General features: G+C 66.7%; 8 protein-coding genes and 1 pseudogene. All 9 read left to right on the top strand.

Features of this window, described 5'->3' with window-relative positions:
* Nucleotides 1-70 precede the first annotated feature (70 nt).
* Nucleotides 71-2,026, top strand: coding sequence for an alpha-1,4-glucan--maltose-1-phosphate maltosyltransferase (locus VNN77_11270; protein ID HXG51971.1), 1,956 nt, complete (start codon nt 71-73; stop codon nt 2,024-2,026).
* Nucleotides 2,027-2,030: 4 nt separating this feature from the next.
* The gene (gene treS / locus VNN77_11265) at nt 2,031-5,399 is read left to right on the top strand and encodes a maltose alpha-D-glucosyltransferase (GenBank protein ID HXG51970.1); all 3,369 of its coding nucleotides are present in this window, start codon (nt 2,031-2,033) and stop codon (nt 5,397-5,399) included.
* Nucleotides 5,396-7,513, top strand: coding sequence for a 4-alpha-glucanotransferase (gene malQ, locus VNN77_11260; GenBank protein HXG51969.1), 2,118 nt, complete (start codon nt 5,396-5,398; stop codon nt 7,511-7,513). Before treS ends, malQ begins: the two co-directional genes overlap by 4 nt.
* Complete coding sequence (gene glgB, locus VNN77_11255; GenBank protein ID HXG51968.1) at nt 7,510-9,408, top strand: 1,4-alpha-glucan branching protein GlgB; 1,899 nt, start codon at nt 7,510-7,512, stop codon at nt 9,406-9,408. The genes malQ and glgB overlap by 4 nt, the downstream gene beginning before the upstream one ends.
* Before the next feature lie 12 nt (nt 9,409-9,420).
* A pseudogene (locus VNN77_11250) lies at nt 9,421-9,594 on the top strand (hypothetical protein).
* Nucleotides 9,595-9,726: 132 nt separating this feature from the next.
* Entirely contained in the window at nt 9,727-11,178 is a 1,452-nt protein-coding gene (gene glgA / locus VNN77_11245; GenBank protein ID HXG51967.1) for a glycogen synthase GlgA, read from the top strand.
* A gap of 10 nt (nt 11,179-11,188) precedes the next feature.
* The gene (glgC, locus tag VNN77_11240) at nt 11,189-12,433 is read left to right on the top strand and encodes a glucose-1-phosphate adenylyltransferase (GenBank protein HXG51966.1); all 1,245 of its coding nucleotides are present in this window, start codon (nt 11,189-11,191) and stop codon (nt 12,431-12,433) included.
* 25 nt (nt 12,434-12,458) lie between these two features.
* A complete protein-coding gene (gene treZ / locus VNN77_11235) occupies nt 12,459-14,288 on the top strand; it encodes a malto-oligosyltrehalose trehalohydrolase (GenBank protein ID HXG51965.1) in 1,830 nt (609 codons plus the stop codon).
* Nucleotides 14,289-14,293: 5 nt separating this feature from the next.
* Nucleotides 14,294-15,700 (top strand): DUF3536 domain-containing protein (locus VNN77_11230; GenBank protein ID HXG51964.1); only part of this gene is annotated, 1,407 nt, incomplete at its 3' end.

Raw genomic sequence — 15,700 nt, 5'->3', positions numbered from 1 at the left:
ACGGGACCGGACCGGCCGCCGGCACAAAAGCCCTGGCGGCGCAGGGGGCTTGGAGGGGCGGAGGCGGGTGGTGATCGAAGCGGTTGAGCCCGAGGTCGACGGCGGCCGCTTTGCCGCCAAGCGCGTCGTCGGCGACACGGTCACGGTGGAAGCGGACATTTTCGCCGACGGTCACGACGCCGTTTGCGCGGCTCTGCTCTATCGCCGCCGCGAAGATCCCCAATGGACGGAAGTCGCGATGGAGCCGCTGGTCAACGATCGCTGGCGCGGGCGTTTTCCCGTCCGCGAGCTCACGGAATACCGCTACACGATCGTCGCGTGGGTCGATCGCTTCCAGTCGTGGCGTCAGGCGCTGGCCAAGAAAGTGGAAGCGGGGCAGGAGGTGGGCGCGGACCTTGCGGCGGGCGCGGAGCTCGTCCGCCGGGCGGCCGAGCGCGCCGGCGACGCGGACGGCCGCAAGCTCCGCGACCACGCGGCGGTACTCGAGAAAGGCGACGGAGCGGCCATAGCCGCCGCCCTGGCGCCCGAGCTGGCGGCGCTGACGGCCCGGTACCCGGATCGTTCCCTGGCGACCACTTACGACAAAGAGCTTCGGATCAGCGTCGACCCGCCGCTGGCGGGCTTCGGGGCCTGGTACGAGATGTTTCCCCGTTCCTGCGCGGCCGAACCGGGCCGACACGGAACGCTCGCCGACTGCGCCGCGATGCTGCCGTATGTCGCCGCGATGGGCTTCGACGTGCTCTATCTGCCCCCGATTCATCCCATCGGCAAATCGTTTCGCAAGGGAAAAAACAACGCGCTCGACGCCGGCCCCGACGATCCGGGCAGTCCCTGGGCGATCGGGTCGGAGGAAGGCGGCCACAAGTCGGTCCATCCGCAGCTCGGCACGCTCGACGACTTCCGTGCGCTGGTGCGGCGGGCGCGGGAGCACGGCATCGAGATCGCCCTCGACATCGCGTTCCAGTGCACCCCCGACCACCCCTACGTGCGGGAGCATCCCGAGTGGTTCCGCCGGCGGCCCGACGGAACCATGCAGTACGCGGAGAATCCGCCCAAAAAGTACCAGGACATCGTCCCGTTCGATTTCGAGACCGAGCGCTGGCGCGAGCTGTGGGAGGAGCTGAAGAGCGTTTTTCTCTTCTGGTCCGAGCAGGGAGTCCACGTTTTCCGCGTCGACAACCCGCACACCAAGCCGTTTACTTTCTGGGAGTGGGTGATCGCCGAGGTGAAGAAAGCCTATCCGCAGACCATTTTCCTGTCCGAAGCATTCACGCGCCCCAAGGTCATGTACCGGCTCGCCAAGCTCGGTTTCAGCCAGTCCTATACCTACTTCGCCTGGCGCAATACCAAATGGGAGCTGACCCGTTATTTCACCGAGCTGACCGCGCCGGCCGTCCGTGATTTCTTCCGCCCCAACCTCTGGCCCAACACCCCGGACATCCTGACCGAATACCTCCAGGCCGGCGGCCGCCCCGCCTTCATGGCGCGCCTGGTGCTGGCGGCGACGCTCGGCGCGAGCTACGGCATCTACGGCCCGGCCTTCGAGTTGTGCGAGCGGGCGGCGCGCGAGCCGGGAAGCGAGGAATATCTCGACTCGGAGAAGTACGAGATCCGGCACTGGAATCGCGACGACCCCGCCAGCCTCAAGGACTTCATCGCGCTGGTGAACCGCATCCGCCGGGAAAACGCCGCCCTGCAGCGCGACGCGGGCCTGCGCTTTCATCCGGTCGACAACGAGGATCTCCTGTGCTTCAGCAAGTCCACCGACGACCTAGACAACGTGGTTCTGGTCGTGGTCAACCTGGACCCGCACCACACGCGGTCGGGCTGGGTGGAGCTACCGCTCGAGGAACTCGGGCTTCCCGCGGAGGAGCCGTTCCAGGTTCACGATCTCTTGAGCGGCGCCCGCTATCTCTGGCACGGCCCGCGCAACTACGTGCAGCTCGACCCACATGGCGTACCCGCGCATCTCTTCCGCGTCCGGCGCCGCGTGCGCCGCGAGGGCGATTTCGACTACTTCATGTGACGGAGTGTCCGTGAGCCGCAAAGCCAAGACCGCGCTGTCGCCCCTGGAGGACAACCCGCAGTGGTACAAGGACGCGGTGATCTACGAGCTGCACGTGCGCGCGTTCTGCGACAGCAACGCCGACGGGATCGGCGATTTCATCGGGTTGACGAGCAAGCTCGACTACCTCCAGGACCTCGGCGTCACCGCGCTGTGGCTGCTGCCCTTCTATCCCTCGCCGCTGCGCGACGACGGCTACGACATCGCGGACTACAGCTCGATCCACCCCGACTACGGCACGCTCCACGACTTCAAGGTATTCCTGAACGAGGCCCACGAGCGCGGGATGCGGGTGATCACGGAGCTGGTCATCAACCACACCTCGGACCAGCACCCGTGGTTCCGCCGCGCGCGCGAAGCAAAGCCGGGCACGAGCGCGCGCGACTTCTACGTCTGGAGCGACAGCCAGGAAAGGTACCGGGACAGCCGCGTGATCTTTAAGGATTTCGAGCCGTCGAACTGGTCCTGGGACCCGGTCGCCAAGGCTTACTACTGGCATCGGTTCTACTCGCACCAGCCCGACCTGAACTTCGACAATCCGGACGTCCGCAAGGCGGTGATCAACGTGCTCGACTTCTGGCTCGATCTGGGGGTCGACGGCCTGCGACTCGACGCGGTCCCGTATCTCTACGAGCGCGAGGGGACCAACTGCGAGAATCTCCCGGAGACCCACGCCTTTCTCAAGCAGCTGCGGCAGCACATCGACCTCAAGTACAAGAACCGCATGCTGCTCGCCGAAGCCAACCAGTGGCCGGAGGACGCGGTCGCCTATTTCGGCGCAGGCGACGAATGCCACATGGCGTTTCACTTCCCGGTCATGCCCCGGCTCTTCATGGCGATCCACATGGAAGACCGTTTTCCGATCATCGACATCCTCGAGCAAACGCCGCCGATTCCGGAGACCAGCCAGTGGGCGCTGTTCCTCCGCAACCACGACGAGCTGACGCTGGAAATGGTCACTGACGAGGATCGCGACTACATGTACAAGGTTTACGCCAACGACCCGCGCGCCCGGATCAATCTCGGCATCCGCCGCCGGCTGGCGCCGCTCCTCGCCAACAACCGCCGCAAGATGGAGCTGCTCAACTGCCTGCTGTTCTCGCTCCCCGGGACGCCGGTGGTCTACTACGGCGACGAGATCGGCATGGGGGACAACATCTACCTGGGCGACCGCAACGGCGTGCGCACCCCGATGCAGTGGAGCGCCGACAAGAACGCGGGGTTTTCCCGGGCCAACCCGCAACAGCTCTATCTCCCGGTGATCATCGACCCGGAGCACCACTACGAGACCGTCAACGTCGAAGCCCAGCAGCAGAACCTGAGCTCTTTCTTGTGGTGGATGAAGCGGCTCATCCTCCTGCGCAAGAACTATCGCGCCTTCGGCCGCGGCTCGATCGAGTTCGTGCTGCCCGAGAACCGCAAGGTGCTCGTCTTCCTGCGCCGCTACGAGTCGGAGATCATCCTGGTCGCAGCCAACCTCTCGCGCTTCGTCAACTTCGTCGAGCTGGACCTCTCGGCCTACAAGGGAATGACCCCGGTCGAGCTGTTCGGCCACACCCGCTTTCCCGCCATCGGGGACCTGCCCTATTTCCTGACGCTCGGCCCCCACAGTTTCTACTGGTTCAAGCTCCAGCCGGCGGAGGTCTCGGAGGTGCGGGCTGCGGCGGCGGACTTCGCGCCGGCGACGCTGGAGGTCTCGGCGTCGTGGAGCGATCTTCTGCTCGGCAAATCCCGGCCAATGCTCGAGCGCATCCTCCCCGCGTTCCTGCTCACCTGCCGCTGGTTCGGGGGCAAGGCGCGCTATATCCGCTCCGTCAGGCGGCTCGACGCCGTGCCGCTCTCGTTCGACTCCGGGACCGCCTACTGGACGACCTGGGAGGTGCAGTACCTGGGAGGGGCGCCCGAAGTCTACCTGCTCCCGCTCGCCTTCGCCACGGGGGACCGCGCCTTCGAGATCCGCCAGGCCTATCCCCAATCCGTGGTCGCGCAGGTCAAGATCAGGCGCGCCGGGGAGGAAAGCGAGGGCATCCTCTACGACGCGCTCTACGACCCGCGCTTCTGCAAGTCGCTGCTGCGCGCCATCGAGCGCGGGCGGCGTTTCGACGGCGACACGATCGAGCTGGCCGCGCACCCCACAAAGGCATTTCGCGCGCTGCGCGGCGGTCCCGAAGCTTCCCTCGAGCCTTCGCTGATCAAGCGCGAGCAGAGCAACACCTCGGTCCTCTTCGGCGACCGTTTCATCCTGAAGGTGTTCCGGCGCGTCGGCGAAGGGCTCAACCCGGATCTCGAGATCGGCCGCTTCATCACCGAAAGGACATCGTTCGCCCACGTCCCGCCGCTCGCCGGCTTTCTCGAGATGCGCAGGGGACGCGCCGAGCCCGCCACCGCAGGAGTGCTGCAGGGGTGGATCGCCAACGAGGGCGACGCCTGGCGCTACACGCTGGACTGCCTCGGCCGCTTTTTCGAGGAGATCTTGACGCGGCGGCCCGAGGCCGCGGAGGCGGCCGTGCCGCGCGCGCGGCTCCTCGATCTAGCCTCGGGGGAGATCCCGACCCGGGTGAGCGACGCCATCGGTTCTTATCTTCCTTTGGCCGAACTTCTCGGCCGCCGCTGCGGCGAGCTGCACGCGGCGCTGGCCTCCGACGAGAAGGACCCCGCGTTCGCGCCCGAGCCCTTTTCGCCGTTCTACCGACGCTCGCTCTTTCACAGCATGCGGACCCTCGCCGAGCAGACGTTCTCGCTGCTCGAAAAACGGCTGAAGGAGGTGCCGGAAGCGGTCCGGCCCGCGGCGGAGAAAGTGCTCGCCCTGAAGAGCGCCATCATCGGACGTTTCCGGGCGATCGTCGACACCAAGATCAGTGGCTATCGCCTGCGCTGCCACGGCGATCTTCACCTCGGCCAGGTACTCTTCACCGGCAAGGACTTCGTGATCATCGACTTCGAGGGGGAACCGGCTCGCCCGCTGAGCGAGCGGCGGCTCAAGCGCTCCCCGCTGCGCGACGTCGCCAGCATGCTGCGCTCGTTCAACTATGCCGCCGTCACGCAGCTCCGTGCGGGCGACATACGTCCCGACGACGCCGTGCAGCTGCGTCCGTGGGCGGGCTACTGGACCTTCTGGGTCTCGGTGGGATACCTGAAGGGTTATTTCGCGGCCGTAAGCCAGCAGCCGTTTCTGCCCAGGCCCGGCCCCGAGACCGAGCTGCTGCTCGACCTTTACCTGCTGGAGAAGGCGATCTACGAGCTCGGCTACGAGCTCAACAACCGCCCGGATTGGGTTGCCGTGCCGCTGGAGGGCATCCTCGGGTTGATGCAGACGGAAGGCCGGACCGCGTGACCACAGAGCTCGGCCCGCTGCGCCGGCTGGCGCGTCTCTACGGCGTCCAGACCGGCTACCGCGATGTCTTCGGCCGCCGTCGGTCGGCTGCGCCCGAAGCGATCCTCGCGGTGCTCCGGGCGTTGGGTGCGCCCGTCGATCGACTCGACCAGGTGCCCGACGCCCTGAGAGAGCGCCGCCGCAGCCTGTGGCGGCGGGGCATCGACCCTGTCGCGGTGGCTTGGGACGGAGCACCGCTGAGCTTGTCCGTGAGGCTTCCGGCGACGACGGCCGACGCCGTACTCCGCTACTCCATCGTCTTGGAAAACGGCGATCGTCTCGAGGGAGAGGCCCGTTCCGACGCCGCCCCGGCGCTCGTGCGGGAAGTCGACGGCATAACCTGCGTCAGACGCCGGGTAGTCGTCGCCGACCGGCTCCCGCTCGGCTACCACCGGCTCGAGCTTTCGGCGGCCGGCCGGTCGATGGCATGCCGGATCATTTGCGCCCCTTTTCGCGCCTTCGGCCCGTCCGAGGCTGAGCGCGTGTGGGGGCTGTTCGCGCCGACTTACGCGCTGGCGGGCGCTCGCAGCCTGGGGCTCGGCGACCTCGGCGATCTCGAGGAGCTGCTCACGCTCACCGCCGAGCTCGGCGGCTCGGTCGTGGCCACGCTTCCGCTCCTCGCCGCCTTTCTCGACGAGCCGTTCAACCCGAGCCCGTACGCGCCGGTCAGCCGGCTGTTCTGGAACGAGATTTACCTCGACCTCCGCCGCGTGCCCGAGCTTGAACGATGTCCGGTTGCCCGCGCGATCCTGAATTCGTCCGGGCTGCAGGCGGAGGTCGCGTCGCTGCGCGCCGCCGACCTGGTCGATTACCGGCGCGCCATGGCCGTCAAGCGGCGCGTGCTGGAGGAGCTGGCGCGCTGCGGATGGCGGGAATCGACGGAGCGGATGTCGAGCTTTCGCGGGTTTCTCGAGAGGCGGCCGCTGGCCGAGGACTACGCCGAGTTTCGCGCCAAGACCGAACGCGCGCGCACGGTCTGGTCGCTCTGGCCGGCCGCCCAGCGGGACGGTCGGCTCACGCGGCGCGACTACGACGAGTCGGTGAAGCAATACCATCTTTACGTCCAGTGGCAGGCCGACGAACAGATGCGCTGGCTGGCGGAGCGGGCGAAGAGCGAAGGCGTCGCCCTTTACCTCGACTTTCCCGCGGGAACGAACCGCGACGGCTACGACGTCTGGCGCGAGCGCGCCATCTTCGCGCTGGAGGCGAGCGGCGGCGCACCTCCGGACGAGTTCTTCACCGCAGGGCAGGATTGGGGCTTTCCGCCCCTTCGCCCCGAAGCATCGCGCGCGCAAGGGCACAGCTACTATATCCGGGCGCTGCGCCATCACCTCGAATGTGCCGGGATCCTGCGCATCGATCACGTCATGGGACTGCACCGCAGCTTCTGGGTTCCCGCGGGCTTCGCGGCAGCCGAAGGGGTCTACGTCCGCTATCCGGCCGAGGAGCTTTACGCGATCCTGAGCCTGGAATCGCACCGCCACCGCGCGCGCATCGTCGGCGAGAACCTGGGAACGGTCCCGCCCTACGTCAACGTCTCGATGGCGCGCCATAACATCGCCGGCCTCCACGTCGGCCAGTTCTGCGTCGGCGCCGAACCGGGCGCGGTCGAGGAGCCGCGGGACGGCGCCGTGGTGGCGAGCCTGAACACCCATGACACGCCGACCTTCGCCTCGTTCTGGAGCGGAGCGGACATCGAAGACCGGCTGGCGCTCGGCTTGCTCGATCCCGAGCAGGCCCGGGCGGAGGCCGAGCGTCGCGCTCGCCAGCGCGAGTCGTTGGTCCGGTTTTTGCGCTCCCACGGTATCGCCGTCGACGGCGGCGATGCCCGAGGGGTGCTGCGCGCATGGCTGGAGCGCCTCGCCGGGAGTCCGGCGTTCCTGGTCCTGGTGAATCTGGAGGACCTCTGGCTCGAGCCGCGACCCCAGAACGTGCCCGGAACCTGGGAGGAACGGCCCAACTGGAGGCGCAAGGCGCGTGTGACGATGGGCGAGCTGCGCGGGCGCAGCGATCTTCTGGAGATCTTGAGAGCGGTCGGCGCCGCGCGCGCCCGGCCGGAGGTCTGGCAGCGATGATGAACCGGCAAACCGCGCCTTTTCTCAGCGACGACGACGTCTACCTCTTCAACGAAGGGAGCCACTTCCACCTCTACGAGAAGCTCGGCGCTCATCCGCTCGGCAACGGCGCCACCTACTTCGCCGTGTGGGCGCCGAACGCCGAACGCGTTTCGGTCATCGGCGACTTCAACGGATGGGACAAGCGCCGCCATCCGCTGGCGCCGCGGGGCCAATCCGGCATCTGGGAAGGCGTGCTGGAAGGGGTCGACAAGGGGGCGCTCTACAAGTACCACGTCGCGTCGCGCTACAACGCCTACCGCGTCGACAAGGCGGACCCCTTTTCCTTTTTCAACGAGATTCCCCCGAAGAGCGCCTCGATCGTGTGGGATCTCGAATACGACTGGGGCGACGGCGAATGGATGGCGGGCCGCGCAAAACGCAACGCCCTCGACCGGCCGATCGCGATCTACGAGATGCACCTCGGCTCGTGGCGGCGCATCGCCGAAGAGGGCAACCGCTCGCTCTCGTACCGCGAGCTGGCGCCGCGCCTCGCCGACTACCTCGAGGAGATGGGCTTCACGCACGTGGAGTTCCTGCCGGTGATGGATCACCCGTTTTTCGGTTCCTGGGGGTACCAGATCACCGGCTACTTCGCCCCCTCCGGCAACTACGGCACGCCTCAGGACCTGATGTACCTGATCGACACGCTGCATCAGAGGGGCATCGGCGTTTTCCTCGACTGGGTCCCTTCCCACTTTCCCACCGACGAGCACGGGCTGGGGTTTTTCGACGGCACGCATCTCTATGAGCACGCCGACCCGCGCCAGGGCTACCACCCCGAGTGGAACAGCTACATCTTCAACTACGGCCGCCGCGAGGTGCAGAGCTTTCTCATCAGCAACGCCCTGTTCTGGCTCGACCGCTACCACGCCGACGGCCTGCGCGTCGACGCCGTCGCTTCGATGCTCTACCTCGATTACGCGCGGGCGGCCGGAGAATGGGTCCCGAACAAGTACGGCGGCCGCGAAAACCTCGAGGCGATCGCATTGTTGCGCCGCCTGAACGAGACGGTCTACCGCGAGCATCCGGACGTCCAGACGATCGCGGAAGAATCGACCGCGTGGCCGATGGTGTCGCGCCCCGCTTACGTCGGCGGGCTCGGCTTCGGTCTGAAGTGGGATATGGGCTGGATGCACGACACGCTGGAGTACATGAGCCTCGACCCGGTCTTCCGGCGCTACCACCAGGACAAGCTCACATTCCGGATGCTCTACGCCTTTCACGAGAATTTCGTGCTGCCCCTGTCGCACGACGAGGTCGTCTACGGCAAGGGCTCGCTGCTGGCCAAGATGCCGGGCGACGCGTGGCAGAAGTTCGCCAACCTCCGCGCCCTGTTCGGCTACATGATCGCGCAGCCGGCGAAAAAGCTGCTGTTCATGGGAGCGGAGTTCGGCCAGGGGCGCGAGTGGGCGCACGACGCCCAGCTCGACTGGGAGCTGCTCGGGATCTCCTGGCACGCCGGGGTGCAGCGCTGGGTGCGGGACCTGCTCCGGCTCTACCGCGACGAGCCGGCGCTCCACGAGTGCGACTGCGATCCGGCCGGTTTCGAGTGGATCGACTGCACGGACGCTGACAGCAGCGTGGTGAGCCTGATCCGCAAGGGGCGCTCGACCCCGACGTTGATCCTCGTGGTCTGCAACTTCACGCCGGTCCTGCGGGAGAACTACCGCGTCGGCGTGCCGCGCGCCGGCTACTGGCGCGAGGTGCTGAACAGCGACGCGGAGGTCTACGGCGGCAGCGGCAAGGGCAACCTCGGCGGCGCGGAAAGCTATCCGGTGCCGTGCCACGGGCGGATGCAATTGCTCAATCTGCAACTGCCCCCGCTCGGCGTGCTTTTTTTCAGGCACGGCTGAGAGGGAAGCGCGATGGAGATCTGGCCGGGAAACCCTTACCCTCCCGCAGCGACATGGGACGGGTCCGGAGTGGACTTCGCGCTCTTTTCGGAAAACGCCGAGGCGGTCGAGCTGTGCCTGTTCGAGGTTTCGGCCCCCCGGCGGGAAACGGCACGAATCCGGCGGACCGAGCAAACCGATCAGGTGTGAGCAGCCGCTCGCCGCCGTGAGGTGGGCGATCGTCGAGTTTGCATTTTCGGACCCGCGCGGTTATTTCCAGACTTGCCGCTCTTGCCCGGCGGGTCCGGAGTGGAGGCTGCGCACGGGGCGGTGGCATCGATGCGCATTGCAATGTTTTCTCCGGAGATCGCCCCGTTCGCCAAGACCGGCGGCCTGGGCGACGTGGTCGGCACCCTTGCGGCGGCCCTGGAACGTCAAGGCCACCAGCTCTACCTGGTCCTGCCGGCTTACCGCGTCGTCCTGGCGGGCGGTTTTTCGCTCGCCGAAACCGGAGAGCGTGTCTCTGGCAGCGTTTCCGGCCGAGCCGTCCAGGGCGAGGTTCTCAAGACCGCTCTCGGGGAACGCACGGAAGTTTTCCTGATCCGTGCCGACCGTTATTTCGACCGGGAGGCGCTCTACGGCACGGCTGGCGGCGATTATCCCGACAACGCCGAACGCTTCGTTTTTTTTTGCCGCGCGGCGCTCGAGCTGCTCCGCCGACGCCCGGTCGACCTTCTCCACTGCCATGACTGGCAGGCGGCGCTGGGTATCGTTTTTCTGCGAGCGCAGCCAGAGCGCTATCCGGAGCTCGCGCCCGTCAAGACGGTCTTCACGATTCACAACCTCGGATTTCAGGGAATCTTCCCGGAAACCGACTGGCCCCTGCTCGAGCTCGACCGTCGTTTCTTTTCCCCGCGCGCCCTGGAGTTCTACGGCCGGATCAACTTTCTGAAAGGCGCGCTCGTCTTTGCCGACAAGATCACGACCGTGAGCCCGAGCTACGCGCGCGAGATCATGGAGACGGAGCAAGGGTTCGGGCTGCAGGGAGTGCTGCGGGAGCGGGCCGCCGATCTCACGGGAATCCTGAACGGCGTGGATTACGGGCAGTGGAACCCCGAAACCGATCCCTTCATCGCGGCCCCTTACGGTCCCGCGAGACTCGAGGGCAAGCGGCGCTGCAAGGAGAGCCTCGCGCGCGAGCTCGGGCTGCCCTACCGGCCCGACCGCCCGCTGATCGGGATGATCTCGCGGCTGACGTCGCAAAAGGGCTTCGATCTCGTCCAGAGCGCGCTCGAGCGGCTGCTCGACCGGGAGCTGCAGCTGGTCCTGCTGGGAAGCGGCGAGGAGCGCTACGAGCGGTTCTTCGTACGCGCCGCGGAGCGGTTTCCGGAAAAGCTCGCCGTGCGGATCGGGTTCGACGAAGCGCTGGCTCACCGCATCGAAGCGGGAGCGGACCTCTTCCTCATGCCGTCGCTTTACGAGCCTTGCGGGCTCAATCAGATGTTCAGCCTGAAATATGGTACACTTCCGATCGTGCGCGCGGTCGGCGGGTTGCGGGACACGGTGTCGGACTACGACCCGAGCCGCCGGACCGGCACGGGCTTCGTGTTCGAGCCGTACGAGCCGGAGGCGCTGCTCGGGGCAGTGGACCGGGCGCTGCGGGCCTTCGCCGATCCCGAGGAGTGGGCTGCGCTGCAGCGGCGCGCCATGAGCGCGGATTTTTCCTGGGAACGTTCCTCCCGGGCCTACAGCGCCCTTTATCGGGAGCTGGTCGGCCTGAAAAGCGGTTGAGGAGTGCAGCATGGACGTGCTGGGCATCGTGCTGGCGGGCGGCAGGGGCGAGCGCCTGGCTCCGCTGACGGACCACCGGGCCAAACCGGCGGTCCCTTTCGGCGGCAGGTACCGGATCATCGACTTCGTCCTTTCGAATTTCGTCAATTCCGGCATCCTGTCGATCTACGTGCTCACGCAGTTCAAGGCGCAGTCGCTGCTCGAACATCTGGAGAAGGGCTGGCGCACGACCGACTATCTCGGCGAGCATTTCATCACCGCCGTCCCCGCCCAGATGCGACTCGGCGGGGAGTGGTACCAGGGCACGGCGGATTCCGTTTACCAGAACCTTTACCTGATCGAGCGGCACCATCCCAGGCTCGTCGCCGTCTTCGGCGCCGACCACATCTACCGGATGAACATCCGCCAGATGATCGAGGAGCACGAGCGCAGGAGCGCCGACGTCACGGTCGCAGCGCTGCCGGTGAAGATCGAGGAAGCGAGCGCCTTCGGGGTCATGGAGATCGATTCCGATTGGCGCGTGATCGGCTTCGAGGAAAAGCCGGAGCGGCCCAAGTCCATTCCCGGAGAGCCCGGCACCGCTCTGGTTTCGATGGGGAATTACGTCTTCAACGCGGACGTGCTGATCGAGGCGCTCACGGCCGAGGGAAAGGAGCGCAGGCACGATTTCGGCCGCGACCACATTCCGGCTCTTATCAGGGTCAAGAACGTGTACGCCTATGATTTCCGGAAGAACCGGGTGCCGGTGCCGTTCAAGGGCGAGGAAGCGAGCTACTGGCGCGACCTCGGCACGATCGAGGCCTATTACGAAGCGAACATGGATCTCTGCTCGGTCGACCCGTCCTTCAACCTGTACAACCGCAGCTGGCCGCTCCGCACCGTGGGCTACGGCGATCCGCCGGCGAAGTTCGTTTTCGACTGGCCCGACCGCCAGGGCATGGCCATCAACTCGCTCGTCGCCGAAGGCACGATCATCAGCGGCAGCGTGGTGCGCAACTGCGTGGTGGGCCGCAACGTGAGGATCCACAGCTACAGCCTGATCCAGGACTCGGTGATCATGGACTGGGTGGAAATCGCCCGCGGCTGCAGGATCCGCCGCGCGATCATCGACAAGTCCAACGTGATCCCTCCTGGAACCGAGATCGGCTACGATCTCGAAAAAGACCGGCGGCGCTATTTCGTTTCCGAAACCGGGATCGTCGTGATCCCGCGGGCGCAGCCGAAGACCGCCTGGATAACCACCGGCCACCCCTAGGCCCCCTTCCCTCGAGGCATCGAGAGTGCGTCCGACCATCGGAGCCGACGATCTGGGAAACGACCGGTGCTCCTTCCGGGTGTGGGCGCCGAATGCCGGCCGGGTCGACCTGCACGTTCTCCGGCCGCAAGAGCGCGTGGTGCCGCTGACCGCCGACGACGGCGGCTACTTTCACGCCGAGGTGGACGGCGTGGGGCCGGGGGCGCTCTACCTCTATCGCCTGGACGAACGGGTGGAGAGGCCCGATCCGGCCTCGCGCCTGCAGCCCGAGGGCGTGCACGGCCCATCGCAGGTTCTCGAGCGTCGCTTCCCGTGGAGCGACGCCGGCTGGGACGGCCTGCCGCTCGAGCGCTACCTCATCTACGAGCTCCACGTCGGAACGTTCACCCCGGAGGGGACCTTCGACGCGATCATCCCGGTCCTCGCCGAGCTGCGCGACCTCGGCATCACCGCCGTCGAGCTGATGCCGGTGGCGCAGTTTCCGGGAGACCGGAACTGGGGCTACGACGGCGTGCAGCCCTTCGCGGTCCAGAACTCTTATGGCGGCCCCCAGGCGTTGAAGCGGCTGGTCGACGCCTGCCACAACCTCGGCCTCGCAGCGGTTCTCGACGTCGTTTACAATCACCTCGGCCCCGAAGGAAACTACCTCGCCGATTTCGGTCCCTACTTCACGGACCGCTATCGCACTCCCTGGGGTCCCGCCCTGAACTTCGACGGGCCGGACAGCGATCCCGTACGGTGGTTCTTCATCGAGAACGCGCTCTACTGGATCACCGAGTTCCATTTCGACGCGCTGCGGCTGGACGCGGTCCACGCGATCCGCGACCACTCTCCGCTGACGTTCCTCGAGGAGCTGGTGCTCGCGGTCCGCGAGTGCGCCCGTGAGCTCCACCGGCGGGTCTACCTGTTCGCGGAGAGCACGGCAAATGATTCGCGCCTGGTCCGCGGGCGCGAGGCGGGAGGCTACGGCGTGGACGCGCAGTGGAACGACGATTTTCACCACGCGCTCCACGCCCTGGTCACGGGAGAACGAAGCGGCTACTATGCCGACTACGGCGGCCTGGGCCAGCTCGTCAAGGCCTATCGCGAAGGGTTCGTCTATTCGGGGGAGCACTCCCGTTTCTACCGGCGCAGGCACGGGACGCCGAGCCGCGACATCCCCGCCGAACGCTTCATCGTGTTCGCGCAGAATCATGATCAGGTCGGCAACCGCCGGCTCGGCGACCGCCTGACCCGCCTGCTTTCCTTCGAGGAGCTGAAGGTGGTCGCCGGAGCGGTTCTCCTCTCGCCTTTCATTCCGCTGCTCTTCATGGGCGAGGAGTACGGGGAAGAGGCGCCGTTTCCCTATTTCGTCAGCCATTCGGACCCTGAGCTCGTCGAGAGCGTGCGCCGCGGGCGGGACGCGGAGTTCCGCTCCTTCGGCTGGTCCCAGGCCCCCCCCGACCCGCAGGCCGAAGAGACCTTTCTCGGCGCGAAGCTGAACCGCAATCTCCGGTACGCGGGCCGGCACCGCGTGTTGTGGGAATTCTACCGGGAGCTCATCCGGTTGCGCCGGAGATCGGCGGCGCTCGCGCTTCCGAGCAAGGCCCGCTGCGACGTGGCCGCTCTCGAGGCCGAGCGGGTCCTGGTCCTGCGCCGCTGGCACGGAAGCGAGCAGGCGTTTGCGGTCTTCAACTTCGGCGACGTTGAAGCTTCGGTCCGCCTGCCGGAGGTTTGCGGCTCCTGGATCAAAGCCCTGGATTCCGCCGACGCGCGCTGGCTCGGGGAGGGCAGCCGCTTGCCGCCCCAGGCGCGTGGCGGAGGGGCCGCGGAGCTGAGGCCGAAATCGCTGGCCGTCTTTACCGCCGCCCTCTGACGCGGATGGAACGATACGTCTGCATTCACGGGCACTTTTACCAGCCGCCGCGCGAAAACCCGTGGCTGGAGGCCGTCGAGCTGCAGGACTCGGCCTATCCCTATCACGACTGGAACGAGCGCGTCACCGCCGAGTGCTACGCCCCGAACTCCGTCTCCCGCATCCTCGACGAACGGAATCGGATCGTGCGCCTGGTCAACAATTACGCCCGCATCAGCTTCGATTTCGGCCCGACTCTGCTGTCCTGGCTGGAGATTCACGCAGCCGACGTCTACGAGGCGATCCTCGAGGCCGATCGCGAAAGCCGCAAGCGCTTCTCCGGCCACGGCTCCGCGCTCGCGCAGCCCTACAACCACGCCATCCTCCCCCTCGCCAACCGGCGCGACCGCGAAACGCAGATCCTCTGGGGCATCGCGGACTTCGAGCACCGCTTCGGGCGTCCGCCCGAGGGGATGTGGCTTCCGGAGACCGCGGTCGACGTCGACACGCTCGAGCTGCTCGCGCAGTCCGGAATCCGCTTCACGATTCTGGCGCCCCATCAGGCGGCCCGTGTCCGCCGCCTGGGCGAGCACGCCTGGCGCGAGCTGAACCGCGAGGGCATCGACCCGTCGCAGGCCTACGAGCAATGCCTGCCATCGGGCCGCAGGATCGCTCTGTTTTTCTACGACGGGCCGATTTCCCGCGCGGTCGCCTTCGAAGGGCTGCTTTCGCGGGGGGAAAATTTCGCTCACCGGCTCGTGGCCGGCTTCTCGGATGAAAGGGACTGGGCGCAGCTCGTTCATATCGCCACCGACGGCGAGAGCTACGGCCATCACCACCGTTTCGGCGACATGGCCCTGGCCTACGCCTTGAACTATCTCGAAGCCAGGGGACTGGCGCGGCTGACCAATTACGGGGAGTACCTGGCGAAACATCCGCCCACGCACCAGGTGGAGATCGTCGAGAAGAGCTCGTGGAGTTGCTTTCACGGCGTGGAGCGCTGGCGGAGCGACTGCGGCTGCAACACCGGGGCGCACCCCGGCTGGAATCAGGCCTGGCGGACGCCGCTGCGCAACTCGCTCGACTGGCTCCGGGATACGCTCGTGCCCGCTTTCGAGCGGGAGGGCCGAAAGCTTTTCCGAAATCCCTGGGTCGCCCGCAACGACTACATCCGCGTGATCCTCGATCGCTCGCCGGACAATGTCCGCCGCTTCATCGAGCTCCACTCCGCCCGAAGGCTTGGCCCAGCGGAGGTCACGGTCGCCTTGAAGCTGCTCGAGATGCAGCGCCACGCCATGCTGATGTACACGAGCTGCGGCTGGTTCTTCGACGATCTCGGCGGCATCGAAACCGTGCAGATCCTCCAGTACGCCGCCCGCGCCCTGCAGCTGGCGGAGGAGGTCTTCGGCGAGCCGCTCGAGCGCCAATGGCTC

The organism is Candidatus Zixiibacteriota bacterium, from assembly GCA_035574315.1.
In the GTDB taxonomy this organism is placed as follows: domain Bacteria; phylum Desulfobacterota; class Binatia; order UBA9968; family UBA9968; genus DATLYW01.
This window is presented reverse-complemented; position numbering and strand designations above follow the sequence as displayed.